The organism is Citrobacter sp. 172116965 (genome assembly GCF_013458095.1).
Taxonomy (GTDB): domain Bacteria; phylum Pseudomonadota; class Gammaproteobacteria; order Enterobacterales; family Enterobacteriaceae; genus Citrobacter; species Citrobacter braakii.
Window position 1 is genome coordinate 4520399 of record NZ_CP046673.1, and the last position, 25548, is coordinate 4545946.

Genomic DNA, 25548 nt, shown 5'->3' on the forward strand with positions numbered 1-25548 from the left:
CAGTGTAAACGTCTTATCCGGTCTATAAAGCAAAAACCCCGCCAAAGCGGGGTTTTATAAAGAGTGAATTTGACCGATAAGCCGCGTTCTTTTGAGTATAGCGTCGTGGACAGTCATTCATCTCACTTGCCTACAAAGCAAAAACCCCGCCGAAGCGGGGTTTTATAAAGAGGTGAAGCTGACCGATAAGGCGGCTTCGTTCAACCATACGTCTGGCATCTGCGGCGCTGGAGTTGTCGTGTGTAGCAGACTGTATCTCACTATGTATCACAACGATAGCCCTGAAATTTACTCACTATCATTTGTATCGAAAGTCTTGGTGTGAATCGCCACAGGTTTAACAGACACCTCAGAGTCATTTAAGATGACTTAAAGAGAGGTGCCCATGAGCGGTAAGCGTTATCCCGAAGAGTTTAAAATTGAAGCAGTCAAACAGGTTGTTGATCGCGGTTATTCTGTTGCCAGCGTTGCAACACGTCTCGATATCACCACCCACAGCCTTTACTCCTGGATAAAGAAGTACGGTCCGGATTCTTCCACTAATAAAGAACAGTCAGATGCTCAGGCCGAGATCCGCCGTCTCCAGAAAGAGCTGAAGCGGGTTACCGACGAACGGGACATATTAAAAAAAGCCGCTGTAGATTCAATTGGTCAACGCAACAGTCATGTGAAAACATGTAGTTGCGGAGGATTGTTGAATGAGACGAACATTTACAGCAAAGGAAAAAACATCTGTTTTTGAACTGTGGAAGAACGGAAAAGGCTTCAGTGAGATAGCTAATATCCTGGGTTCGAAACCAGGGACCATCTTCACGATGTTAAGAGATACTGGCGGCATAAAACCCAATGAGCGCAAGCGAGCTGTTGCTCACCTGACGCTGTCTGAGCGCGAGGAAATACGAGCCGGTCTGTCAGCTAAAATGAGCATTCGAGCCATCGCTACAATGCTGAATCGTAGCCCTTCAACAATCTCACGTGAAGTTCAGCGTAATCGTGGTAGGCGCTATTACAAAGCCGTTGATGCGAATAACCGGGCCAACAGGATGGCTAAAAGACCAAAACCGTGCTTACTGGATCAGAATATGCCGTTGCGAGAGCTTGTTCTGGAAAAGCTTGAGATGAAGTGGTCCCCAGAGCAAATATCAGGATGGTTAAGGCGAACGAAGCCGCGTCAAAAAACACTACGAATATCACCTGAGACAATTTATAAGACGCTTTACTTTCGTAGTCGTGAAGCGCTACACCACCTGAACGTACAGCACCTGCGCCGATCGCACAGCCTCCGTCATGGCAGGCGCCATACTCGCAAAGGTGAAAGAGGCACTATCAACATAGTGAACGGAACGCCAATCCACGAACGTTCCCGGCATATCGATAACAGACGCTCTCTGGGACACTGGGAAGGCGATTTAGTCTCGGGTACAAAAAACTCCCATATAGCCACACTTGTAGACCGAAAATCACGTTATACGATCATCCTGAGACTCAGGGGCAAAGACGCTTTATCAGTGAATCAGGCTCTTACCGATAAATTCCTGAGCTTACCACCTGAACTCCGGCGATCACTGACATGGGACAGAGGAATGGAGCTGGCCAGACATCTGGAATTTACTGGCAGCACAGGAGTTAAAGTTTACTTCTGCGATCCTCAGAGCCCCTGGCAGCGGGGAACAAACGAAAACACTAATGGGCTAATCCGACAGTACTTTCCCAAAAAGACATGCCTTGCCCAATATACTCAATATGAGCTGGATCAGGTTGCAGCTCAGCTAAACAACAGACCGAGAAAGACACTGAAGTTCAAAACACCTAAAGAGATAATTGAAAGGGGTGTTGCGTTGACAGATTGAATCTACAGCGGCGTACTTCGCAAAGCTGTCCGACTGAGGTACGCCTTTATCCGTGACAACACCTGTTGCTGGCCTGTTCGCCTGCTCTGTCGGGTGCTGGATGTTCATCCCAGTGGTTTTTACGCCTGGCTTCAGCAGCCGCATTCACAACGCCATCAGGCAGACCTGAGACTGACAGGACAGATTAAACAGTTCTGGCTGGAATCGGGATGCGTCTATGGTTATCGCAAAATCCATCTGGATCTGCGTGACAGCGGGCAACAGTGCGGAGTGAACAGAGTCTGGCGACTGATGAAACGTGTCGGGATAAAGGCTCAGGTCGGATACCGGAGCCCGCGGGCTCGTAAAGGCGAGGCCAGTATCGTGTCGCCCAACAGGCTTCAGCGACAGTTCAATCCGGATGCTCCGGATGAACGTTGGGTAACGGACATAACCTACATCAGGACCCACGAAGGCTGGCTGTATCTTGCCGTGGTTGTTGATCTGTTCTCACGCAAAATTATCGGCTGGTCCATGCAATCCCGGATGACAAAAGACATTGTCCTGAACGCACTGCTGATGGCTGTATGGCGGCGTAATCCCCAAAAACAGGTGCTGGTTCATTCGGATCAGGGCAGTCAGTACACAAGCCATGAGTGGCAGTCGTTCCTGAAATCACACGGCCTGGAGGGCAGCATGAGCCGTCGCGGTAACTGCCATGATAATGCGGTTGCAGAAAGCTTTTTCCAGTTGCTGAAACGCGAACGGATAAAGAAAAAGATCTACGGAACGCGGGAAGAAGCCCGCAGCGATATTTTTGATTACATCGAAATGTTTTATAACAGTAAGCGTCGGCATGGTTCCAGCGATCAGATGTCACCGACAGAATATGAAAACCAGTATTATCAACGGCTCGGAAGTGTCTAGATTATCCGTGGCGATTCAAATATCCTTTTGAAAATATTGATAACCAACTGATAATATGAAGGTTTAATCAGAGTAATCTGAGGAGGTTATTCTGCTAACCCAGTCAAACATGATCTGCATATGGTTGCCATTAGGTCTAATCATTCCGACTTGACAAGCATTAACGCCAGTTGTTTCCCCTATCAGAATACGCCCATCTAGCATATGTACTTTTATACCCACCCCTTGTTTAAAGCACTTATTGCAGATAGAGAAAAAGTCTTTCCTTGTTGGGTCACATGGCTGAACATTAAAAACATCAGCAGCAATAAGTCTTGCGGTTAAACTTTCGCCAATCGGCAATTCTTCGAGTGATGCGAGAAACTCAAGTTTTACCTCAATCCTATTGCTTCCCTTAGCTTCATCAGATGCCAAGATCATATTTTCTTTCTGATTAAACTTTGAAATATAACCGATTATTGATTGCCCGTTGCCGCTTACCAACTTTACAGGATAATCATTGAAGCGTAGAAATTGTATCCTGCGAGCAAGCATAGAATATTCCCGAGGCCATTTTTCCGCTTCTCGACCATATGAGATGTCATTCATAACTGTTGTACCTTAGAACCAGTTTTAGCACATTAAACAAAAAAGCCCCGCAATCACGGGGCTTAGTACTATAAACTATATTAACGCAGCAGAGAAAGTACGTTCTGGGTCGTCTGGTTTGCTTGTGCCAGAACAGAAGTACCCGCTTGTTGCAGGATCTGTGCACGAGACATGTTAGATACTTCGGTCGCGTAGTCGGAATCTTCGATACGGCTACGTGCAGAGGACAGATTGTTTACAGTATTGCCAAGGTTTGTAACAGCCGATTCAAAACGGTTTTGAATTGCACCCAGTGAACTACGTTGCTGGTCAATCTGAGATAATGCTTTATCAATAGCATCCAAAGGATTTTTAGTTGCGGTAACAACTGCTTTGAGGTCACTAGCAGATAATTTAGATGTATCCAACTTGAAAGCAGCAGTACCCGCATTTGTTGTAGTATCCGCATCACTAGCTTTCAGCGCCACATAGAAAGATGTGTCCGCGGTTGTCGTTACATCTAATCCTTTTTGTTTTAACTTTGCAACCTCATCTGCATCCTTGGCTTTAATATCAACTTTTGCGAAAAGATTTCCGTTGCTATCTTTTGTAATACTAGTACCACTAAATTTAACGCTTGCCGCATCAACACCGAGTTTGGTAGCGAAATCACCCCCTGCTTTTTCTGCAAATGTCGCAGCTGTAACAGCAGCATCTTTTCCAAATGCCTTATCGAAATCATCACCTGCAAGCGCTTTTGGAGCGAAAGGTGCGACATTAAAGCCTTTTAAACCTAATTTGTCGGCTGTGACTTCTTTCAAATCAATTGTAATCGTTTCATTATCATTTGCACCAACCTGAATTTTCAAACTCTGGTCTTCACTGAGTACTTTTTTCCCGTTGAATTGAGTCTGATCAGACACGCGATCGATTTCAGCCAAACGAGCTGTAATTTCGTCTTGAATGGAAGACAAATCAGAAGCTGAGTTAGTATCATTTCCAGCTTGGACAGTCAGCTCACGTACACGTTGTAAGTTATTATTAATCTCATTAAGTGCACCTTCAGTGGTTTGTGCAATGGAGATACCATCGTTAGCGTTACGTGAAGCCTGTGTCAAGCCTCTAATATTGGAAGTAAAGCGGTTAGCGATCGCCTGACCTGCTGCATCGTCTTTAGCGCTGTTGATACGCAGACCGGAGGACAGACGCTCGATAGCGGAACTCAGAGAAGACTGAGATTTGTTCAGGTTATTTTGTGTCAACAGCGACAGGCTGTTAGTATTGATAACTTGTGCCATAAAATTTTCCTTTTGGGTATATAAGCCAGGCTTACCTGTGTCATTCAAGTTATCGACCACTTTGGCCTAAACTTTATCTTTTTTTTATTTTTATCAATCTATTGTTTTTATTTGGTTTTTAGCAGACTAGGAACCACTAACAGCACACGACCAATTATGTGAATTTTTTCATCAAGTCTTGCTCTCTTTTGCTACTTCACAAAAAATTGCTAAGCGATTGCCAGATCGATCAGGCAGGTTCTCTCCGCTCGTAAAGGTAACTCCTGATGTTTCCCAAATATCATACGGATGTCACCGCTGGTAGCGATCAGACTGGTATCAACAATCGAACGTTTTATGACACCAGTAAACCCTACCTTAAATTGGTGTCATTAAATTAGCATATTGACATTATGATACCATTAGTTAATTATGATACCGTTTTTGATACCAATCAGGGGAGCGATTATGAGCCGTACATTTGCATATTGCCGTGTGTCCACCAGCGAACAGTCAACAGAAAACCAGATTATGGCGATTCGTCAGGCTGGCTATGCAGTGAATGATAGCAGGGTGATATCAGAAACCGTGTCAGGGGGAGTACAGGCAATGCAGCGCAAAGGCTTTGCTGATATGGTGACTCATAAACTGGAGGCTGGGGATCAGCTTGTAGTATTGAAACTGGACCGCCTGGGAAGGGACAACATCGACGTGCAGCAAACCATTACGATGCTGGTAGATAAAGGGATTGATGTTGTTTCACTGGATCTGCCTGTGCGTAACCTTTCCAGCGCGGAAGGGAAGTTGATGCTGCAAATGTTTTCTGCGTTTGCAGAGTTCGAAAAATCCCGCATCATTGAACGCACAAAAGAGGGTTTAGTAAGAGCCAGGAAGGAAGGGAAGAAGTTAGGCCGTCCGGTTGCGTCAGATACCCTTCAGCGTGTACAGGAAGCCAGAGCTAAGGGGCTGAGCCAGTCCAAAGCGGCGTTAGCATTGAATTTAAGTCTCCCGACTATCAAACGAAACTGGAACATCAAAGAGGCGTAAGATTTAACCTGTCTTCACTCAGATTCAGATGCTGCCCTGCCAGCGCGTGAGGCTTAATTATGGCTATTTTCGGGTCAATTAATCCGAAATATTCCGGCGACAGTAAATCCAGCGGAGCCGCACACCAGCTTAAATCCACCTGGAAAAGATAGTGATGGAGTGCTATATTTAAAAGTTAAGCCGTAGTATATGAGAGAAGGCATTGTTAAACGCAATGAGCGCTATCGTGAGCGTTTTTTGTAGTGTGGGTAATGCGTAGGTACTACTTCCTAACTTGAAGGCCGTAGAGAGCGTTACACGAAGGATTTAGCAATTATGGTTTTTATTGCTCAATTTTGATGTTGAGTGGACCCGATCCCCATTTCCGGTCTGATACTTTCCACGCTCTTTCGCCAGATACGATACCCACAGAAAAGGCCCCTCGAGCGTTTTCGGCTTATTTCTTTCGATAATGTAATAATTCGGATATCTTTCCGTTGCCTTTGGCAGCTCCACCAGCGCGGCTTTACCGCCCGTCAGACCCATCCAGATTTCAACAATGCTTCCGGCAATGCCACTTGTGGGTGTCCCAAGGCGTCTGACCTGTCGATGCGGGAGGGCAATCCAGCAATGGTAATGCACCTGTTTTGCTTTCTCTTGCTCCCGTACCCAGCCATAAGCAAAGTTGAGGATCGGTTCTGCCAATCCCTCAGGCCTGATTAATTTAGCCCTCAGGCGTTCACGTAGTTTTTTAAACAGGTCGCTTACCCACCTGTTGCCTGTGTCTATTGGGGTATTCTCAGGTAAGCGTAAATCGAAGCGAGAGAAGTAAACCCGGCTGTAGATGGACAGTATTGCATCAAGCTGTTCTGCTATAGGGGTAAGGATATCAATGCGAACACCAGATTGGTCGGTGGCGTTGATCGGGTAGGCGTAACCATGATGAATGAAAACATCACCTGTGATGACCCTGTAACGCCCGTGTGTATGAACTTTGGTTGTGTAAGGCGTAGCCTGTGTGAGCATTGACTGAATAGATCCTCCTTCTGACACAATACCCCCATAAGTTATTTATATAAACAAACCCTCGCGTATATGCACACACGTATAAGTTATTACCATCTGACCACCGTAAAACGAAGCAATTACGGGTAGCACAAACCCCATCAGACAAAGGCTAATGGTAAAAAAGATGGATAAATTTTTTTCGAAGAAAGTTTACATGGGATATAGAAACCCAAAATAACAATAACTCAAAACAAATAGCAGTGCAAAGATTATTTTAATCTGCGGTATTTTTCAGGTTTGCTTCTGCAATTTTTCCGCTTTTGCGATACCCCGACATTGTGCTTTCCTGTCGATAAGCGCTTAGCTACGGCTCAGCAAACCCATTGAATTAGAATGACTATCACTAAAACCAGTCAACACTATCAACAACTGGAAGCAAATCCGAAACTTTCATCTTGCCCGTGTAAACCTTGGTTTGTCCTTGGTTTGAATGTTCGTGACCTATCGTTTGCTGAACAAGTGTGAGGGTGTGCTTTGCCTGAATCTCAGTTACGAAAGTGTGACGTAAGCTATGCACAATACGTCTATTTTTATAATCATCAAGATAATCAATACCCAATTGTTCACGTATCGCATGAAAAAGCCGCGTTACCTGACTTGTATTAGTGATTTCGGGGAACAAATTGGTATCTGCCTTTTTGCTATCTAAATAATCCAAAAAACCCATATTGATCAAACGTTGTGAGATAGGAACCTGCCGAATCCCCGCCTCAGTTTTACTATCCCCAATCATTATGTAATGTCTCTGACTGTCCTCGTCCAACCGCACATCAGAAACTTTCAGTTTTGCGATTTCAGAGCGACGAGCGCCAGTATATGCCAGTAGCAAAAAAACCCATTTTTTCCAACCATCCAAAGTCGCGAAGTGACATACCAATTTTCGCATTTCTGCTCCGGTGTAATAACCATAGCTGCGGCTTTTAGCTTGGAACGAGACATTAAGTGTCGGTGATGATTCAAGAATATCCACTTCTTTAGTCAGGTAGGTCGAAAACAGTCCCTGACACAACTTCAGATAATCTCTGACCGTTTTGGTTGAAACCAGATCTGCTTCTGGAACTTCATCCAAGTCCAAACATTGCTCAATAGTCATTCGGTTATAAGGCTTCTTATTCTGACGAGGTAAACCTTCAACTACCTCAAGCAGGCTTTTAATATCGCGTCGAGCAATGTCAGAAACTTGAGTGTCAGCCCCCAAAACTGCCTCTATCACTTCATAGTATTTTTCATTCCCCTGCCGAATTTTAGGAGTCCAGCCCGACTTAAATTTTACAAAACCTTTCCATGCCTCAGATAGGGTCAGTTTAGAGGGCAATGGTTTTTCAGGCTTATCCTCTGAGATGGAAGCGTTATAATTGTCAGGTCGCATAGAGTTAACGATCTGGCGATAATCAGAATGCCGTTGCTCCATAAAGGCTATATGTGCATCGCAGTAATGTCTCAAGAGAAGGTCGTACTCTGAGGCCAAATAATCGATTTCATCCTCCATGCCCGTAAGATCAAACTGGCTACCAAGTTGCTCTATGACTGAATCTGTCGACAGCGGTTCAACATCTTGTTTAAAGGTTCCATCAAGTAGTAATCCAAAATCACACGCATTACGTTTTTCACGAGCCAATGAACCGGATTCTCGCAGGGTACTACGTACAGTTGTGGGAATTTTTTTTGCTGCGGCGTAAAAACCTGCCTGAATTTTAAGCAAATAACGATCAATATCGTCTTGTTCTAACTTTTTCATTTTCTGCACTATGTCCAATAGTTGGGCTGGATCCATCTTGGACGATTTTACAAAAGAAATGAACATCGAGAGACGGGAAGATATAAATCTTGCTCTACTGGCTGAATCGCAGCCCAGCGACACACGAAAGAAACCGCCTGAAGGCAGTCTAAAATGAAGGCTGTAACGGTTGCCACGCTTTAGGATATTCGGGATGGAACAGCCGTTGGTGTGCCTCGTCTGTATCACAGTCTGTGTCACATTTTCACCTATTAAGGCCTGAGACACACCAACGTATTGTTTTTGAATGAGTTGAAGCTGACCGATAAGCCGGGTTCTGTCGTGGACAGTCATTCATCTAGGCCAGCAATCGCTCACTGGCTCAAGCAGCCTACCCGGGTTCAGTACGGGCCGTACCTTGTGAACCCCTATTTGGCCTTGCTCCGGGTGGAGTTTACCGTGCCACGGACTGTTACCAGCCGCGCGGTGCGCTCTTACCGCACCCTTTCACCCTTACCTGATCCCACTTGCGTGGGCCATCGGCGGTTTGCTCTCTGTTGCACTGGTCGTGGGTTTCCCCCCCAGGCGTTACCTGGCACCCTGCCCTATGGAGCCCGGACTTTCCTCCCCTCCGCCCGTCTCCCCCGAAGAGGACGACGACGAAGCGGCGACTGTCTGGTCAGCTTCGGCGCGCAGTATAGAGGGTTTGCGGGGCATTGTCACCCCGCACTGCGCATTCCTATCGCCAACGTGGCGGCGATGTTTCTTGAAGCGCGATAAATATTATCAAATGCCCCACGAAAGGCCTCTTCCAGCGTGCTGATGGTGGTTAATACGCTAAACACCGCATCGATACCATATTGATGCACCACCTCCACATCGCGCGTCAGGCTGCCGCCAATACCAATTACCGGCTTGTGGTACTTCTTCGCGACATTCGCCACACCCACCGGCACTTTGCCGTGAATGCTCTGGCTGTCAATCCGCCCTTCTCCGGTCACCACCAGCGTACAGTCATGAATATGCTCTTCCAGATTGAGCGCCTGGGTCACAATCTCAATACCACTGCGCAACTCCGCACCTAAAAAAGCCATTAACGCGGCGCCCATTCCGCCTGCCGCACCAGAGCCAGGAACGTCTTTCACATCAACCCGCAGCGATTTTTTAATGATGTCGGCATAGTGAGACAGATTGCGGTCCAGTTCGATAATGCGTTCTTCCGTCGCCCCTTTCTGCGGGCCAAAAATGCGCGAAGCGCCAGTATCACCGGTGAGTGGATTAGTCACATCGCAGGCCACGCGAATTGAGCAGGTTTTTAAGCGCGGATCCAGGCCCGTTATATCGATGGTGTTCAGACTCTCCAGGCTTCCACCACCGTTGCCAATCTCTGTCCCGTTGGCGTCGCAGAGTTTCGCCCCCAGCGCCTGCACCATACCCGCGCCGCCGTCATTGGTCGCACTACCGCCAATACCAATAATGATGCTCTGCGCACCGCTATCCAGCGCCTGCAAAATCAACTCCCCGGTGCCACGCGACGTGGTGACTAACGGGTTACGCTTTTCAGGTGGAACTAACGCCAGACCGCTGGCTGCCGCCATTTCGATAAACGCGGTTTTACCATCTCCAGACATGCCCCAGCAGGCATTCACTTTTTCGCCCAGCGGCCCTGTCACCCACGCTGAATGTTCACTCCCCTGCGTAGCGGCAATCATGGCTTCGACCGTTCCTTCACCGCCATCGGCAACCGGGACAGAAACATATTGCGCATCGGGGAAAATTTCCCGAAATCCTTTTTCTATTGCCTGAGCTACCTCGGTGGCAGAAAGGCTTTCTTTATAAGAGTCTGGGGCAATTACGATTTTCATAGTTATGTAGCCTGACAGTGCCGCGCAAGGCAAGAAATACAGGGCGCGCATCCACGCCCTTCTTGTTAGCGAGTGACTTCCACTTTCGCCAGTTTTTCGTAGTAGCATGCGAGTGCGCTATGATCGGCGGTGCCCAGCCCATCAGCGCGTAGCGCCTGCATCATCTCCATGACTGCAGCAGTCAGCGGTAACTGAGCGCCAACGCCATGAGAGGTATCCAGCGCGTTCGCCAGATCTTTAATATGCAGGTCGATACGGAAACCCGGCTTAAAGTTTCTGTCCATAACCATTGGCGCTTTCGCATCCAGTACGGTGCTTCCCGCCAGCCCACCACGGATCGCCTGATACACCAGATCCGGGTTTACGCCCGCTTTGGTCGCCAGCGTCAGCGCTTCCGACATTGCCGCAATGTTCAGCGCCACAATCACCTGATTCGCCAGCTTGGTGACGTTACCTGCGCCGATATCACCGGTATGTACCACGGAACCTGCCATCGCCTTCATCAGATCGTAATATTTGTCAAAAATCGCTTTATCACCGCCAACCATCACCGACAGAGTACCGTCGATGGCTTTCGGTTCGCCGCCGCTTACCGGCGCGTCCAGCATATCCACGCCTTTCGCTTTCAGCGCGTCGCTGATTTCACGGCTGGCTAACGGCGCGATGGAGCTCATGTCGATCAGCACTGTCCCCGGTTTCGCCCCTTCAATAATGCCACCCTCTCCCAGCGCCACTTCTTTCACATGCGGAGAATTCGGCAGCATGGTGATGATCACATCGCACTGCTCGGCAATATCTTTCGCCGTAGCGGCGGTTTCTGCGCCTGCGGCAATTACTTCCGCAATGGATTCCGGGTTACGGTCAGCAACCACCAGCGAGTAACCTGCCTTGAGGAGGTTTTTACTCATTGGTTTACCCATAATACCGAGGCCAATAAAACCAACTTTCATTGTCATGTCTTTATCTCTCTCTACTGTCGAGGGGGGTTATTTCTTAAAAGAATCAGCCAATTTTTGCGTGGCTGAACGGAACACGCCAAGATCGCTGCCAACGGCAACAAACGTCGCGCCCCACTCCAGATAACGACGCGCATCCGCCTCTACCGGGGCCAGAATGCCGCTTGGTTTGCCGTGTGCTTTCGCGCGGGCAAAAATGTGCTGGATAGCTTTCTGCACATCAGGGTGTGACGCATTGCCGAGGTGGCCTAACGCCGCAGCCAGATCGCTTGGGCCGACGAAGACCCCGTCGACGCCTTCTGTCGCCGCGATTGCGTCAACGTTATCGACGCCCTGCTGACTTTCGATCTGCACGATGATGGTGATGTTCTTATTCGACTGCGCAAAATAGTCCGGTACGGTGCCAAACATATTGGCGCGATGGGATACGGACACGCCGCGAATACCTTCCGGCGGATAGCGGGTCGACGCCACGGCGTTCACCGCCTCTTCTTCCGTCTCCACGAACGGGATCAGGAAGTTGTAAAATCCGATATCCAGCAGGCGTTTGATAATTACCGGCTCGTTGGTCGGTACACGCACTACCGGCGCGCTGGCGCTGCCTTTCAGCGCCATCAATTGCGGGATAAACGTCGATATGTCGTTCGGTGCGTGTTCGCCGTCCAGCACCAGCCAGTCAAAACCCGCCAGGCCTAAAACTTCGGTACTGATTGGGCTGGCTAATGCAGACCAGCAGCCGATCTGAATCTGTTGCGCCGCGAGAGCCGCTTTAAACTTATTCGGAAAAATCGTGTTATTCATCGCTTACACCTTTGTTTATTTCTGCAATTCCATACGTTTAATGTCACCGACAATAAACAGGTAGCAAACCATTGCCATCAGCGCCGAGCACCCTACAAACATCAGCGCAGCATTAAATGAGTGCAGCTCGCTCACCAGATACCCAATCACCAGCGGGGTGACGATGGAAGCCACATTGCCAAATACGTTAAATACCCCACCGCACAGACCGACAATCTCTTTCGGCGCAGTATCGGAAATCACCGGCCATCCCAGCGCCCCGAAGCCTTTACCGAAGAACGCCAGCGCCATCAGCGCCACCACCAGGGTGGTGTTATCGGTGTAGTTACACAGAATAATGGTCGAGGCGAGCAGCATTCCGAGCACAATCGGCAGCTTACGTGCCAGAGTGATGCTGAAGCCACGTTTAATCAGATAATCAGAGAACACGCCGCCGAGTACGCCACCGGCAAATCCGCACAGCGCAGGAATCGAAGCCACCAGGCCCACTTTCAGGATCGACATGCCTTTTTCCTGTACCAGGTAAATCGGGAACCAGGTGAGGAAAAACCAGGTAATTGTGTTGATAAAATACTGTCCGAAGAACACGCCGAGCATCATACGGTTAGTGAGCAACTGCTTGATATAATGCAATTTAGGACCGCCTGACTTCACATCACCCGACTTTTTATGGTCCATATCCACGACCGCGCCGTTTTCAGAGATAAACTTCAGCTCTTCTTGCGACATACGCGGGTGATCGGTTGGGTTATGAATAAACTTTACCCACAGTCCGGTGAGCACAAAACCAATCACGCCCATCACGGTAAAGACGTGTTCCCAGCCCCAGGCGAAGGTCAGCCAGCCCAGCAGCGGCGAAAACAGCGCCAGAGAGAAATACTGTGCGGAGTTAAAAATTGCGGACGCCGTACCGCGCTCTTTCGTCGGGAACCAGGCTGCCACAATACGGGCATTCGCCGGGAAGGACGGCGCTTCCGAGAAGCCCAGCATAAAGCGCATGATGAACATTGAAATACCCGCCCAGGCCAGCGGGAACATGTCGACAAAGCCCTGCAGGAAGGTAAACAGCGACCAGAAGAACAGGCTGTAGGTGTAGACTTTCTTAGAACCGAACTTATCCAGCAGCCAGCCGCCGGGGATTTGCATTAACAGGTAAGCCCAGCCGAAAGCGGAGAAAATGTACCCCATTGAGATGGCACTGAGCTGTAACTCTTTCGCCACTTCCGTGCCGGCAATTGACAGCGTTGCACGGTCCGCATAGTTAACGGCTGTAACGATAAATATTATCAACAATATTAAGTAACGGGTGTGCGTGCCTTTCTTTTTCTCGACAACTGTATCCAGAATCATTCTAATTACCTCGGGTACATTAAATTTTTATTATTATTGGGTAGATATTCCTGGTGATAAATTACTGATAATAAGAACGCATAATAATTTATCAGACGTTATGAAACCGTGATTTAGTATAATCAGCAGCGCCACGTTAATCATTGTGCAAGCGCTCATTAAACATGCGTTATTAAAATAATGTTTTGGGCAGATGCACACATGCATGGGCGCTAATGCACACATTTACGTATTGCTACCCCTGGTGGGGCGGCCTTGCTGAGTTTAAGTGATCATCATCACATTCTTGGCGATAAACTCCTGACATTCTTATTTCACGATACTGAATCTTTATTACTTATAATTAGATTCAAAATATAAATATCCACACTATTATCACCACCTTGTTGGAGAATACTGGACAATGGCCGACATCGAAATCAGACAAGAATCGCCAACGGCGTTTTATATTAAAGTTCACGAAACAGATAATGTGGCGATAATTGTCAATGACAATGGTCTGAAAGCTGGGACGCGTTTTCCAGACGGACTGGAACTCATTGAACATATTCCCCAGGGACATAAAGTGGCGCTCTTGGATATTCCTGTTCGCGGCGAAATCGTGCGTTATGGCGAAGTGATAGGCTATGCCGTTCGCGATATCCCTCGCGGCAGTTGGATTGATGAATCAATGGTTGAGCTACCCAAGGCCCCGCCGCTGGAGACGCTGCCGCTGGCAACCAAAGTGCCAGAGCCGCTGCCGCCTCTTGAAGGTTACACCTTCGAAGGTTATCGCAATGCGGACGGTAGTGTCGGCACCAAGAATCTGCTCGGTATTTCCACCAGCGTGCACTGCGTGGCGGGCGTGGTGGATTATGTGGTGAAAATCATTGAGCGCGATCTGCTGCCCAAATACCCGAACGTTGACGGCGTGGTCGGACTCAATCATCTGTACGGCTGCGGCGTGGCGATTAATGCCCCAGCCGCCATCGTGCCGATTCGTACCATTCACAATATTGCGCTAAACCCGAACTTTGGCGGTGAAGTGATGGTCATTGGCCTCGGCTGCGAAAAACTGCAGCCAGAGCGCCTGCTGGAAGGCACGCACGACGTGAAAAGTATTCCGGTCGAAAGCGCGAGCATCGTCAGCCTGCAGGATGAAAAACACGTTGGCTTTCAATCGATGGTTGCCGATATTTTGCAGGTGGCCGAACACCATCTGGCAAAACTCAATCAACGCCAGCGTGAAACCTGCCCGGCGTCAGAACTGGTGGTCGGCATGCAGTGCGGCGGCAGCGATGCGTTTTCAGGCGTGACGGCCAACCCGGCGGTCGGTTATGCCTCCGACCTGTTAGTACGCTGCGGCGCCACCGTAATGTTCTCTGAGGTTACCGAAGTGCGCGATGCCATCCATCTTCTGACCCCACGTGCGATTAACGAAGAAGTAGGTAAACGCCTGCTTGAAGAGATGGCCTGGTACGATAACTACCTTGATATGGGCAAAACGGATCGCAGCGCCAACCCTTCTCCAGGCAACAAGAAAGGCGGTCTGGCAAACGTGGTGGAAAAAGCGCTGGGTTCTATTGCCAAGTCTGGCAAGAGCGCGATTGTCGAAGTCTTGTCGCCGGGCCAACGCCCAACCAAACGCGGCCTGATTTACGCGGCTACACCCGCCAGTGATTTTGTCTGCGGTACGCAGCAGGTCGCTTCCGGGATCACCGTGCAGGTGTTCACCACCGGACGCGGTACGCCGTACGGCCTGATGGCCGTGCCGGTGATAAAAATGGCGACCCGTACCGAGCTGGCCAACCGTTGGTTTGACCTGATGGACATCAACGCAGGCACCATCGCCACCGGCGAAGAAACCATTGAAGACGTGGGTCTGAAACTGTTCGAGTTTATTCTCGACGTCGCCAGCGGGCGTAAGAAAACCTTCTCGGATCAATGGGGACTGCATAACCAACTGGCGGTGTTTAACCCGGCGCCAGTGACCTGATTCCTGAAAGCTAAATTCGATTACAGGTCGGGGAGTTCGCAAACTTCCCGACTTTTTTATCAGATACTCACCAGAACAACCTCAATCCCATGTTTACGTAAACCTTCCAGACTATCCTCTGGAATACCTTCATCAACAATAATCATATCAATCCGCTGGGTATCAATGATCTTATGCAGGCTGGAGCGGTTAAACTTCGTCGAGTCAGTAACGACAATGATACGCTCAGCCACTTCACACATCCGACGGTTGAGACGCGCTTCATCTTCGTTGTGTGTGCTAACACCACGCTCTAAATCGATGGCATCAACGCCAAGAAACAGCATGTCGAAGTGATAATTTTGTAGCGATTGCTCTGCCTGATCGCCATAAAATGATTGCGACTGACGACGCAAATGGCCGCCGGTCATCAGCAGCTCAACCCCTTCGGCTTCCAGTAACGCATTGGCGACATTCATACCGTTAGTCATAGCAATGACGTTGGTTTGCTGGCGCATCAGGCGGGCAATTTCATACGTCGTGGTACCGGAGTCGAGAATCACGCGGTGCCCCGGTTTGATCAACTCCGCGGCGGCTCTGGCAATACTGCGTTTTACCGCCGTATTGAGTGAGCTCTTATCTTCAACAGAAGGCTCCACAACAAGCGCATTGCTTTCGCAAATCAGTGCTCCACCATAGGCGCGTACCGCAATCCCCTGTTTTTCCAGAAAGGCGAGGTCGTTACGAATAGTGACCGTGGAGACGCCAAAAAATAAAGAAAGATCGTTAACCTGAACGCTTCCCTGCTGCCGTAATCGCTGGATGATCTGCTCACGTCTTTCGCTAGTGCCGATAACGCGCTTGTCTGCAGAGGACTCGGTGTTACTCATATGAAATCCTTTAGTTGAATCTTTCGTTTTATTTCGTTTTGTCTATTAACGCCTTTCTTTTACGTGAATGCAAGCCCCGTAAACGGGTAAGAGCCAGACAGACTTACGCTGAAACCTTTCATTGCGTTTCTTTTGTGAAACAGATCGGAAAACCATTATCTTTCGTTTTATTTTTATACCACCATGATGCAGTATTAAATGAAACAAAACGAAAGAATGATGTCGCAGTTATCTGACCTGGAGAGGAAAGTGAAACATCTAACTAAAATGGTCGAGCAGCATAAATGGGGGAAGGCAAACGGGATTTATGCCGTTTGTTCCGCACATCCAATCGTACTGGAAGCCGCAATACGCTACGCCCATGCCAATCATACACCGCTGTTGATCGAAGCAACCTCTAATCAGGTTGACCAGTTTGGCGGCTATACGGGGATGACTCCAGCCGATTTTCGCAGTTTTGTCTGCCGTTTAGCCGACTCGCTTAATTTTTCTCAGGATATGCTGATTTTCGGCGGGGACCATCTTGGGCCAAACCGTTGGCAAAATCTGCCAGCAGAAGAGGCAATGGCCAACGCTGACGATCTGATCAAGAGTTATGTCGCCGCAGGCTTTAAAAAGATCCACCTCGATTGCAGCATGTCGTGTACTAACGACCCGGTTCCCCTGACTGATGAAATCGTCGCCGAGCGCGCCGCACGCCTGGCAAAAGTAGCCGAAGAAACCTGTATGGCACATTTTGGTGAGTCTGACCTGGTCTATGTGATCGGCACAGAAGTTCCGGTTCCTGGTGGCGCTCACGAAGCGTTAACCGAACTGGCGGTAACAACGCCGGATGCCGCACGTGCAACGTTACAGGCCCATTATCACGCCTTTGAAAAGCGCGGGCTGGAAGGTATCTGGCCGTGTATTATCGCCCTGGTGGTACAACCTGGCGTTGAATTCGACCACACACACATCATTGATTATCAACCGCAGAAAGCCGTGGCACTCAGCAAAATGGTGGAAGACTACGACACGCTGGTTTTTGAAGCGCATTCTACCGATTACCAAACGCCACAGTCCTTGCGCCAACTGGTGATAGATCACTTCGCCATTCTGAAAGTGGGACCCGCGCTGACATTCGCCCTGCGCGAAGCACTGTTTTCGTTAGCCGCTATTGAAGAAGAATTGCTGCCAGCAAAAGCCAGTTCAGGCCTGCGACATGTGCTGGAAAGCGTGATGCTTGATCGACCAGAATACTGGCAGAGCCACTATCACGGCGATGGCAACGCGCGCCGTTTGGCCCGCGGTTATAGCTACTCCGATCGGGTTCGTTACTACTGGCCGGACAACCAGATTGATGAAGCATTCGAACGTCTGGTGCGTAATCTGGCGGATGACCCCATTCCACTGCCGCTAATTAGCCAGTATTTACCCTTGCAGTACGTAAAAGTGCGCGGGGGAAATCTCAGCGCCACACCGCGAGAACTCATCATTAACCATATTCAGGACATACTGCAGCAATATCACTGCGCCTGCCTGGGTGCTCCAGATCGTAACGAATAACAAAAAAGAGAAAAATACCATGCCAAACATTGTATTAAGTCGCATTGATGAACGTCTGATTCACGGTCAGGTTGGTGTGCAATGGGTCGGATTTGCGGGGGCAAATCTGGTGCTGGTCGCTAACGATGAAGTGGCTGAAGACCCAGTACAGCAAAACCTGATGGAAATGGTACTGGCAGAAGGGATCGCCGTACGCTTCTGGTCACTACAAAAAGTGATCGACAATATTCACCGTGCCGCCGATCGCCAGAAAATTCTGCTGGTTTGCAAATCGCCTGCGGATTTCTTCCGTCTGGTTGAAGGCGGTGTTCCTGTTAACCGTATCAACGTTGGCAATATGCACTATGCCAACGGCAAGCAACAAATCGCCAAAACGGTTTCTGTAGACGCTGCCGATATTACGGCGTTCAACGGGCTAAAAGCCGCTGGGGTGGAGTGCTTCGTTCAGGGCGTTCCAACAGAAGCCGCCCAGGACCTCTATAAACTTCTCTGAGGTATTCACAATGGAAATTAGTCTGTTGCAGGCTTTTGCGTTGGGTATTCTCGCCTTTATTGCAGGCCTGGATATGTTCAACGGGTTAACGCACATGCACCGCCCGGTTGTTCTCGGGCCGCTGGTCGGCCTGATTCTGGGCGATCTGCATACCGGTATTTTGACAGGTGGTACGCTGGAACTGGTGTGGATGGGCCTGGCCCCGCTGGCTGGAGCTCAGCCACCAAACGTGATTATCGGCACTATCGTGGGAACCACGTTTGCCATAACGACAGGAGTAAAACCCGAAGTTGCCGTAGGAGTGGCGGTACCGTTCGCCGTAGCGGTACAGATGGGGATTACCTTCCTGTTCTCTGTGATGTCAGGGGTGATGGCTCGGTGCGATCGCATGGCAGCAAATGCCGATACCGCAGGAATTGAGCGGGTCAACTATTTGGCGTTGCTGGCGCTGGGGACCTTCTATTTTTTATGCGCGTTCCTGCCGATTTACTTTGGTGCGGAACATGCCAAAACCGCTATAGATGTTCTGCCGACTCGTCTGATTGACGGCCTCGGCGTGGCAGGCGGCATCATGCCAGCTATCGGCTTCGCCGTACTGCTGAAAATCATGATGAAAAACGTCTATATCCCCTACTTCATCCTGGGTTTTGTAGCCGCAGCCTGGCTCAAACTCCCTGTGCTGGCGATCGCAGCAGCAGCACTGGCAATGGCGCTGATCGATTTTCTGCGTAAATCACCTGAACCTACAGCTCCCGCAGCACAAAAAGAGGAATTCGAAGATGGCATCTAATCAAACGGCTCTGCCGAACGTTTCCGAAACCGAAGAAACGCTGCTGTCCGGCACCAATGAAAACGTCTACGAAGACCAGAATATCGGTGCCGAGCTGACGAAAAAAGATATCAACCGTGTTGCCTGGCGTTCAATGTTATTACAAGCCTCTTTTAACTACGAACGTATGCAGGCATCAGGATGGTTGTACGGCCTGTTACCTGCACTGAAAAAGATCCATACCAACAAGCGCGATCTGGCGCGTTCGATGAAAGGCCATATGGGCTTCTTCAACACGCACCCGTTCCTGGTCACGTTTGTTATCGGGATTATCCTTGCGATGGAACGCTCCAAGCAGGATGTAAACAGTATTCAAAGCACCAAGATTGCCGTAGGCGCTCCACTTGGCGGTATCGGTGATGCCATGTTCTGGTTAACGTTATTGCCTATTTGCGGTGGTATCGGGGCCAGTCTGGCGCTGCAAGGTTCTATTCTTGGCGCAGTTGTCTTTATTGTTATGTTTAACGTGGTTCATCTTGGTCTGCGCTTTGGGCTAGCACACTATGCTTATCGAATGGGCGTTGCTGCCATCCCGCTAATAAAAGCTAACACCAAAAAGGTTGGACATGCTGCATCCATCGTTGGGATGACGGTGATCGGCGCGCTGGTAGCGACCTATGTTCGCCTGAGCACTACGCTGGAAATTACTGCTGGCGACGCGGTTGTGAAACTGCAAACAGACGTTATAGACAAATTGATGCCAGCATTTTTACCGCTGGTCTACACATTGACTATGTTCTGGCTGGTCCGTCGTGGCTGGAGTCCTCTTCGTCTTATCGCCATTACCGTGGTGCTTGGCGTCGTAGGTAAGTTCTGTCACTTCCTGTAAATATAAGGGGTTGTAGATGTTAGGTATTATTTTGACGGGCCATGGCGGGTTTGCCAGCGGAATGGAAAAAGCGATGAAACAGATTTTGGGTGAACAGACTCAGTTCATCGCCATCGACTTTCCGGAAACCTCAACCACAGCCTTACTCACCTCGCAACTTGAACAGGCAGTGAGTGAACTGGATGCTCAGCAAGACATCGTGTTTCTAACAGACCTGTTGGGCGGGACGCCATTTCGCGTAGCTTCTACGCTGGCCATGCAAAGGCAAGGTACTGAAGTGATCACCGGTACCAATCTACAACTGCTACTGGAGATGGTGCTGGAGCGCGACGGCCTGAGCAGCGAAGCGTTTCGTGTGCAGGCGTTGGAGTGCGGACACAGGGGTTTAACCAGTCTGGTGGACGAGCTGGGACGCTGTCGCGAGGAAAAACCCGTTGAGGAAGGGATATGACAAAGCGATTGCGCGCCAGGCGTCTACTAACCGAACAAGGATGGCTGGATGATCATCAGTTATATATTGAAGACGGTATCATTGCAGCAATAGAGCCAATCCCATCCGGAGTTATGAAGCGCGACGCTGAACTGCTTTGTCCAGCTTACATTGATACCCACGTACACGGTGGTGCAGGCGTCGATGTGATGGATGAGGCACCGGATACGCTCGACAAACTGGCGATGCACAAAGCGCGTGAAGGGGTAGCCAACTGGCTACCCACTACCGTCACCGCTCCACTACCGAATATTCACAGTGCGCTGGAGCGTATTGCCCGTCGCTACCATTCCGGCGGGCCTGGCGCACAGGTGCTGGGCAGTTATCTTGAAGGCCCATATTTTACGCCGCAGAACAAAGGGGCGCACCCGCCTGAGCTTTTCAGGGAACTGGAGCTCAGTGAACTGGATGAACTGATTACGGTTTCCCAGCACACATTGCGCGTCGTTGCGCTGGCACCAGAAAAAACTGACGCATTGCAGGCTATCGAATATCTGAAGCGGCGCAACGTCCGAGTGATGCTGGGCCACAGCGCAGCCAACTGGGAACAAACCCGCGCGGCCTTTGATGCAGGTGCTGATGGATTGGTTCACTGCTATAACGGTATGACTGGCTTACATCACCGGGAGCCCGGTATGGTTGGCGCAGGGTTAACCGACCCTCGCGCCTGGCTGGAGCTTATCGCTGACGGACACCATGTCCACCCGGCGGCCATGAAGCTGTGCTGCTGTTGCGCGAAAGAGAGACTGGTGCTGATCACAGATGCCATGCAGGCAGCAGGAATGCCTGACGGGCGCTATTCGCTCTGCGGTGAGCAAGTGGAAATGCGCAGCGGAATTGTGCGTACCACGTCCGGTGGCCTGGCTGGCAGCACGCTCTCGGTTGATGCAGCCGTACGAAATATGATCGAGTTCACAGGAATAACGGCAGAAGAGGCAATACATATGGCCTCTCTCCACCCTGCGCGTCTGTTGGGAATCGATCACCTACTGGGATCGTTAGCGGTGGGTAAACGTGCCGACGCGATCGCGCTTAATAGCGGGCTGCATTTACAACAGATCTGGATTCAGGGTCAGGCTCTCCCCCTTTGACCTTTCATTTTGTCTTGTGTTGGCCTGCGATCCTTGATCGCAAGGCCTTTCTTTTCCTTTCGCTTAAGGAAATACTCAACCACCTTACAACAACTCTTATCTTTATAGATCAATAAGATAATTACATCCCTCGCTCTCACGATCACAATTTTCGTTTTATTTCATTTCATCTTATTGACCTTTCGATTTCTTTTCTATAGATTTTAATTAATAGATTATATGAGCAAGTGAAACGAAACGAAAGATAGCGATATTTTCGCCAGCGTCTTATGTGGATTTTACAAGACTAAGGACTTAAGTTATGCCAGAAACCTATACCCTCGTTACTGCGGTAACGGGCACCTGGACCGAAGAAGAGATCCGTCAACAACCTGCCAGTTGGATCCGTTCTCTCACCAATATCGACAATATTCGATCCGCCATTGATAGCTTTCTTGCGCCATTGTTGCGCAAAAACGATCTGCGGATCGTACTAACCGGGGCCGGGACCTCAGCATTCATTGGCGACATCATCGCCCCGTGGCTGGCAAGCTACACCGGAAAAAACATCACTGCCGTTCCGACCACTGACCTGGTCACCAATCCGATGGATTATCTGAATCCCGCACATCCACTGCTGCTAGTCTCTTTCGCTCGCTCAGGTAACAGCCCAGAAAGCGTTGCTGCAGTAGAACTGGCTAATCAGTTTGTATCTGAGTGTTATCACCTGCCAATCACCTGTAACGAAGCTGGTTGCCTGTATCAAAACGCAGTCGCAAGCGACAATGCCTTTGCTCTGTTAATGCCCGCAGAGACACATGACCGTGGTTTTGCCATGACCAGCAGCATTACCACCATGATGGCCAGTTGCCTGGCAGTATTCGCCCCAGAGAAAATCAATAGTCAGACCTTCCGCGACGTAGCCGATCGGTGCCAGGCGATCCTGACTTCACTGGGCGATTTCAGCGACGGTGTGTTCGGCAATGATCCGTGGAAACGGATCGTCTACCTTGGTAGCGGTGGATTACAGGGAGCTGCGCGTGAATCAGCACTGAAAGTTCTGGAACTGACTGCGGGTAAACTGGCTGCATTTTATGACTCCCCGACCGGCTTTCGTCACGGTCCAAAGTCGCTGGTTGATAACGAAACGCTGGTAGTGGTTTTTGTTTCCAGCCACCCCTATACACGTCAGTACGATCTCGATCTATTGGCAGAGTTACGCCGCGATCGTCAGGCGCTACGAGTTGTCGCAATTGCCGCACAAACCCATGAAGTGATTGAAGCTGGCCCACATATTCTGCTGCCGCCAGCACGCTCTTTCATTGATATGGAATTAGCGTTCTGCTTCCTGATTTACGCCCAGGTCTTTGCTTTGACGCAATCCATTAACATCGGCAATACACCGGATACGCCTTCTGCCAGCGGCACTGTGAACCGCGTTGTACAGGGCGTTATTATTCATCCCTGGAACGCCTAAAAGGATCGTTATATGAGCATTATTTCCACAAAATATCTCCTGCTGGATGCACAAAAAAAAGGCTACGCCGTACCCGCCTTCAACATTCACAACGCCGAGACGATCCAGGCGATCCTTGAAGTATGCAATGAAATGCGATCGCCCGTGATCCTCGCCGGAACCCCAGGTACCTTTAAGCATATTGCACTGGAAGAGATCTATGCACTGTGCAGCGCTTATTCCACCAGCTACGACATGCCGCTGGCGTTACATCTCGATCATCATGAGTCTCTGGACGATATTCGCCGCAAAGTAAATGCAGGAGTACGCAGCGCAATGATCGACGGCAGCCATTTCCCGTTTGAAGAAAACGTGAAGCTGGTGAAATCCGTTGTAGATTTTTGCCATGCCAAAGATTGCAGCGTCGAAGCAGAGTTAGGTCGCCTCGGCGGTGTTGAAGATGACATGAGCGTGGATGCCGAAAGCGCCTTCCTCACCGATCCACAAGAAGCCAAACAGTTTGTTGAGCGTACCGGCGTAGACAGCCTTGCAGTCGCCATTGGTACGGCTCACGGCCTCTACACCAAAACGCCTAAAATCGATTTCCAACGGCTGGGTGAAATTCGTGAAGTAGTCGACGTTCCACTGGTACTACATGGCGCAAGCGATGTCCCTGACGAATACGTCCGCCGCACGATCGAACTTGGTGTGTGCAAAGTTAACGTTGCTACCGAGCTGAAGATTGCTTTTGCCGATGCAGTCAAAGCGTGGTTTGCGGAAAATCCACAAGGTAATGATCCCCGTTATTATATGCGGGTCGGTATGGATGCGATGAAAGAAGTAGTGCGTAGCAAAATTAATGTATGCGGCTCATACGAAAAGTTGCTAACCGTATTGCATTATTAATATATGTTTCTGGGCCATATAAAATAATAAATTAATTACTACTTACCTCTCAATTTATAAAGGTCATGATGAGATATTCATGACCTTCATGACTATACTGATAAAAATTATGGAGTACTCTACATGACACAGGAAAAGTCTTTTAAGTCACGAATATGGGAATTCTTTCAAAGTCTTGGCAAAACATTTATGTTTCCCGTATCACTGTTAGCATTTATGGGATTGTTATTAGGCGTGGGGAGTTCAATTACCAGCCCCTCTACAATTAAAAGCTTTCCATTTCTTGGTGGTGAATTAACGCAATTAACTTTTGGTTTTATTGCCATGGTAGGTGGTTTCGCATTTACCTATTTACCTGTAATGTTTGCCATAGCGATTCCATTAGGTATGGCGAAAAGAAATAAGGCTGTAGGTGCTTATTCTGGCTTCATCGGCTATATGCTGATGAACATGAGTATCAATTATTATCTGACAGTGACCCATCAACTCGCGGATACTGCAACCATGAAGCAGGTTGGGCAATCCGTAGTTTTGGGTATACAGACGCTGGAGATGGGGGTATTGGGCGGCATCGTTGCTGGCGTAATTACTTACTTCCTACATGAACGATTTCAGGATACGGTGTTACATGATGCCTTTGCATTTTTTAGTGGCATCCGCTTTGTGCCTATTATCACCTCCCTAACCCTGTCGCTTGTCGGCCTTGCTATCCCGTTGCTCTGGACCTACGTGGCGATGGGTATCGCCGGTATCGGCCATATCATTCAAAGCACCAGCGTCTTTGGTCCCTTCCTCTACGGCGTCGGTGTACTGCTGCTCAAACCTTTCGGCCTGCACCATATCTTGTTGGCGATGGTTCGCTTCACGCCCGCTGGTGGTACAGAAATCGTGAATGGTCATGAGATTGCAGGCGCACTCAACATCTTTTATGCCGAATTGAAAGCTGGCTTACCATTTAGCCCACACGTTACCGCATTTTTATCTCAAGGCTTCATGCCAACCTTTATTTTTGGTTTACCCGCCGTCGCATTTGCTATTTACCGGACAGCGAAACCAGAAAATCGGCCGATCATTAAAGGGTTGTTGCTTTCTGGAGTATTAGTTTCAGTTATCACAGGGATCTCTGAGCCTATTGAATTTTTATTCCTCTTTATCGCTCCAGCTTTATATGCCTTCCATATTGTGATGTCTGGTTTAGCACTCATGGTGATGGCAATTTTGGGGGTAACAATAGGTAATACTGACGGCGGGATTCTTGATCTTCTTATTTTTGGCGTGATGCAAGGTACATCGACGAAATGGTATCTGCTATTCCCGGTTGGTATCGTTTGGTTTACTATTTATTTCCTGGTTTTCCGTTGGTACATACTCAAACACGATATTAAAACGCCGGGACGTGAAGATTCTACCGACGGCGCAGCGCAATCCGTTGCCTCTAATACTAAAGCACGCGGGAAATCGAAATACGATCATGGCGTAATATTGAATGCGCTTGGCGGTAAGGAAAATATTGAATCGCTGGATAACTGTATTACCCGCCTTCGCCTGGTTGTGAAAGATATGTCAAAAATAGATCAACAGACATTAAAGAGTGCGGGTGCGCTTTCGGTTGTCGTACTGGATGCTCATAGCGTACAGGTGATTATCGGCCCACAGGTACAAAGCGTGAAAACTGGTATTGAAGCCTTAATTTAACAGGGGTC

General features: G+C 49.1%; 21 protein-coding genes, 1 other RNA gene and 2 pseudogenes. 14 read left to right on the forward strand and 10 right to left on the reverse strand.

Annotation, left to right across the window (positions count from 1 at the left end):
* Positions 1 to 385: 385 nt before the first annotated feature.
* The 3 genes and pseudogenes from GPJ68_RS21950 to GPJ68_RS21960 form a co-directional block, all read left to right on the forward strand.
* Positions 386 to 634, forward strand: a pseudogene (locus tag GPJ68_RS21950) (transposase); the annotation flags it as partial.
* 64 nt (positions 635 to 698) lie between these two features.
* Positions 699 to 1850, forward strand: a complete 1152-nt coding sequence (locus GPJ68_RS21955) for an IS30-like element IS30H family transposase (RefSeq protein WP_001254955.1) — start codon at positions 699 to 701, stop codon at positions 1848 to 1850.
* Between the two features lie 12 nt (positions 1851 to 1862).
* Positions 1863 to 2756: pseudogene (locus GPJ68_RS21960) on the forward strand (IS3 family transposase); the annotation flags it as partial.
* 63 nt (positions 2757 to 2819) lie between these two features.
* Here the strand turns inward: GPJ68_RS21960 and GPJ68_RS21965 are convergent.
* Positions 2820 to 3344 (reverse strand): phase 1 flagellin transcriptional repressor, encoded by a 525-nt coding sequence (locus GPJ68_RS21965; RefSeq protein WP_096282489.1) that lies wholly within the window; start codon positions 3342 to 3344, stop codon positions 2820 to 2822.
* Positions 3345 to 3424: 80 nt separating this feature from the next.
* Positions 3425 to 4621, reverse strand: coding sequence for a FliC/FljB family flagellin (locus GPJ68_RS21970; RefSeq protein WP_180836994.1), 1197 nt, complete (start codon positions 4619 to 4621; stop codon positions 3425 to 3427).
* A gap of 447 nt (positions 4622 to 5068) precedes the next feature.
* Here GPJ68_RS21970 and GPJ68_RS21975 point away from each other — a divergent pair, with 447 nt between their 5' ends.
* The gene (locus GPJ68_RS21975) at positions 5069 to 5647 is read left to right on the forward strand and encodes a recombinase family protein (protein ID WP_044701290.1); all 579 of its coding nucleotides are present in this window, start codon (positions 5069 to 5071) and stop codon (positions 5645 to 5647) included.
* A gap of 306 nt (positions 5648 to 5953) precedes the next feature.
* Here the strand turns inward: GPJ68_RS21975 and GPJ68_RS21980 are convergent, their stop codons facing one another.
* From GPJ68_RS21980 to garP, 7 genes are all read right to left on the reverse strand, one after another.
* Complete coding sequence (locus tag GPJ68_RS21980) at positions 5954 to 6652, reverse strand: inovirus-type Gp2 protein (protein WP_180836996.1); 699 nt, start codon at positions 6650 to 6652, stop codon at positions 5954 to 5956.
* Positions 6653 to 7037: 385 nt separating this feature from the next.
* Positions 7038 to 8432, reverse strand: coding sequence for a tyrosine-type recombinase/integrase (locus tag GPJ68_RS21985; protein WP_249932360.1), 1395 nt, complete (start codon positions 8430 to 8432; stop codon positions 7038 to 7040).
* A 289-nt stretch (positions 8433 to 8721) separates the two neighbouring features.
* An RNA gene (gene rnpB / locus GPJ68_RS21990) (RNase P RNA component class A) lies at positions 8722 to 9098 on the reverse strand.
* A gap of 32 nt (positions 9099 to 9130) precedes the next feature.
* Positions 9131 to 10276, reverse strand: coding sequence for a glycerate 2-kinase (gene garK, locus GPJ68_RS21995; RefSeq protein WP_047358544.1), 1146 nt, complete (start codon positions 10274 to 10276; stop codon positions 9131 to 9133).
* A gap of 65 nt (positions 10277 to 10341) precedes the next feature.
* Positions 10342 to 11232, reverse strand: coding sequence for a 2-hydroxy-3-oxopropionate reductase (gene garR, locus GPJ68_RS22000; protein ID WP_016154635.1), 891 nt, complete (start codon positions 11230 to 11232; stop codon positions 10342 to 10344).
* Between the two features lie 30 nt (positions 11233 to 11262).
* Positions 11263 to 12033, reverse strand: coding sequence for a 2-dehydro-3-deoxyglucarate aldolase (garL, locus tag GPJ68_RS22005; RefSeq protein ID WP_005131731.1), 771 nt, complete (start codon positions 12031 to 12033; stop codon positions 11263 to 11265).
* A gap of 15 nt (positions 12034 to 12048) precedes the next feature.
* The gene (gene garP / locus GPJ68_RS22010) at positions 12049 to 13383 is read right to left on the reverse strand and encodes a galactarate/glucarate/glycerate transporter GarP (RefSeq protein WP_180836999.1); all 1335 of its coding nucleotides are present in this window, start codon (positions 13381 to 13383) and stop codon (positions 12049 to 12051) included.
* A 403-nt stretch (positions 13384 to 13786) separates the two neighbouring features.
* Here garP and garD point away from each other — a divergent pair, with 403 nt between their 5' ends.
* Complete coding sequence (garD, locus tag GPJ68_RS22015) at positions 13787 to 15358, forward strand: galactarate dehydratase (RefSeq protein ID WP_049042721.1); 1572 nt, start codon at positions 13787 to 13789, stop codon at positions 15356 to 15358.
* A gap of 59 nt (positions 15359 to 15417) precedes the next feature.
* On the opposite strand, the gene GPJ68_RS22020 is transcribed toward garD, so the two are convergent.
* Positions 15418 to 16227, reverse strand: coding sequence for a DeoR family transcriptional regulator (locus GPJ68_RS22020; RefSeq protein WP_016157548.1), 810 nt, complete (start codon positions 16225 to 16227; stop codon positions 15418 to 15420).
* A 219-nt stretch (positions 16228 to 16446) separates the two neighbouring features.
* Here GPJ68_RS22020 and kbaZ point away from each other — a divergent pair, with 219 nt between their 5' ends.
* From kbaZ to malX, 9 genes are all read left to right on the forward strand, one after another.
* Positions 16447 to 17772, forward strand: a complete 1326-nt coding sequence (kbaZ, locus tag GPJ68_RS22025) for a tagatose-bisphosphate aldolase subunit KbaZ (RefSeq protein ID WP_180837430.1) — start codon at positions 16447 to 16449, stop codon at positions 17770 to 17772.
* Between the two features lie 19 nt (positions 17773 to 17791).
* The gene (agaV, locus tag GPJ68_RS22030; RefSeq protein ID WP_016157550.1) at positions 17792 to 18265 is read left to right on the forward strand and encodes a PTS N-acetylgalactosamine transporter subunit IIB; all 474 of its coding nucleotides are present in this window, start codon (positions 17792 to 17794) and stop codon (positions 18263 to 18265) included.
* 10 nt (positions 18266 to 18275) lie between these two features.
* Complete coding sequence (gene agaW / locus GPJ68_RS22035) at positions 18276 to 19055, forward strand: PTS N-acetylgalactosamine transporter subunit IIC (protein WP_003839998.1); 780 nt, start codon at positions 18276 to 18278, stop codon at positions 19053 to 19055.
* Positions 19045 to 19923: a PTS N-acetylgalactosamine transporter subunit IID gene (gene agaE, locus GPJ68_RS22040; protein ID WP_003024929.1), complete on the forward strand. Its 879-nt coding sequence runs from the start codon at positions 19045 to 19047 to the stop codon at positions 19921 to 19923. Before agaW ends, agaE begins: the two co-directional genes overlap by 11 nt.
* Positions 19924 to 19939: 16 nt before the next feature.
* Entirely contained in the window at positions 19940 to 20374 is a 435-nt protein-coding gene (gene agaF, locus GPJ68_RS22045; protein WP_065554769.1) for a PTS galactosamine/N-acetylgalactosamine transporter subunit IIA, read from the forward strand.
* Complete coding sequence (nagA, locus tag GPJ68_RS22050) at positions 20371 to 21504, forward strand: N-acetylglucosamine-6-phosphate deacetylase (RefSeq protein ID WP_104651713.1); 1134 nt, start codon at positions 20371 to 20373, stop codon at positions 21502 to 21504. Before agaF ends, nagA begins: the two co-directional genes overlap by 4 nt.
* A 301-nt stretch (positions 21505 to 21805) precedes the next feature.
* On the forward strand, positions 21806 to 22960 hold the full coding sequence (locus GPJ68_RS22055; RefSeq protein WP_180837001.1) for an AgaS family sugar isomerase: 1155 nt from the start codon (positions 21806 to 21808) through the stop codon (positions 22958 to 22960).
* Positions 22961 to 22972: 12 nt separating this feature from the next.
* Positions 22973 to 23845: a tagatose-bisphosphate aldolase subunit KbaY gene (kbaY, locus tag GPJ68_RS22060; protein ID WP_104651715.1), complete on the forward strand. Its 873-nt coding sequence runs from the start codon at positions 22973 to 22975 to the stop codon at positions 23843 to 23845.
* Positions 23846 to 23968: 123 nt separating this feature from the next.
* Entirely contained in the window at positions 23969 to 25540 is a 1572-nt protein-coding gene (gene malX, locus GPJ68_RS22065) for a maltose/glucose-specific PTS transporter subunit IIBC (protein ID WP_047499682.1), read from the forward strand.
* The last annotated feature ends 8 nt before the right edge of the window (positions 25541 to 25548 follow it).

Coding starts and splice junctions, on each gene's coding strand:
- GPJ68_RS21955 (WP_001254955.1), top strand. CDS start 699: ATGAGACGAACATTTACAGCAAAGGAAAAAACATCTGTTTTTGAACTG.
- GPJ68_RS21965 (WP_096282489.1), bottom strand. CDS start 3,344: ATGAATGACATCTCATATGGTCGAGAAGCGGAAAAATGGCCTCGGGAA.
- GPJ68_RS21970 (WP_180836994.1), bottom strand. CDS start 4,621: ATGGCACAAGTTATCAATACTAACAGCCTGTCGCTGTTGACACAAAAT.
- GPJ68_RS21975 (WP_044701290.1), top strand. CDS start 5,069: ATGAGCCGTACATTTGCATATTGCCGTGTGTCCACCAGCGAACAGTCA.
- GPJ68_RS21980 (WP_180836996.1), bottom strand. CDS start 6,652: ATGCTCACACAGGCTACGCCTTACACAACCAAAGTTCATACACACGGG.
- GPJ68_RS21985 (WP_249932360.1), bottom strand. CDS start 8,432: ATGAAAAAGTTAGAACAAGACGATATTGATCGTTATTTGCTTAAAATT.
- garK (WP_047358544.1), bottom strand. CDS start 10,276: ATGAAAATCGTAATTGCCCCAGACTCTTATAAAGAAAGCCTTTCTGCC.
- garR (WP_016154635.1), bottom strand. CDS start 11,232: ATGACAATGAAAGTTGGTTTTATTGGCCTCGGTATTATGGGTAAACCA.
- garL (WP_005131731.1), bottom strand. CDS start 12,033: ATGAATAACACGATTTTTCCGAATAAGTTTAAAGCGGCTCTCGCGGCG.
- garP (WP_180836999.1), bottom strand. CDS start 13,383: ATGATTCTGGATACAGTTGTCGAGAAAAAGAAAGGCACGCACACCCGT.
- garD (WP_049042721.1), top strand. CDS start 13,787: ATGGCCGACATCGAAATCAGACAAGAATCGCCAACGGCGTTTTATATT.
- GPJ68_RS22020 (WP_016157548.1), bottom strand. CDS start 16,227: ATGAGTAACACCGAGTCCTCTGCAGACAAGCGCGTTATCGGCACTAGC.
- kbaZ (WP_180837430.1), top strand. CDS start 16,447: ATGTCGCAGTTATCTGACCTGGAGAGGAAAGTGAAACATCTAACTAAA.
- agaV (WP_016157550.1), top strand. CDS start 17,792: ATGCCAAACATTGTATTAAGTCGCATTGATGAACGTCTGATTCACGGT.
- agaW (WP_003839998.1), top strand. CDS start 18,276: ATGGAAATTAGTCTGTTGCAGGCTTTTGCGTTGGGTATTCTCGCCTTT.
- agaE (WP_003024929.1), top strand. CDS start 19,045: ATGGCATCTAATCAAACGGCTCTGCCGAACGTTTCCGAAACCGAAGAA.
- agaF (WP_065554769.1), top strand. CDS start 19,940: ATGTTAGGTATTATTTTGACGGGCCATGGCGGGTTTGCCAGCGGAATG.
- nagA (WP_104651713.1), top strand. CDS start 20,371: ATGACAAAGCGATTGCGCGCCAGGCGTCTACTAACCGAACAAGGATGG.
- GPJ68_RS22055 (WP_180837001.1), top strand. CDS start 21,806: ATGCCAGAAACCTATACCCTCGTTACTGCGGTAACGGGCACCTGGACC.
- kbaY (WP_104651715.1), top strand. CDS start 22,973: ATGAGCATTATTTCCACAAAATATCTCCTGCTGGATGCACAAAAAAAA.
- malX (WP_047499682.1), top strand. CDS start 23,969: ATGACACAGGAAAAGTCTTTTAAGTCACGAATATGGGAATTCTTTCAA.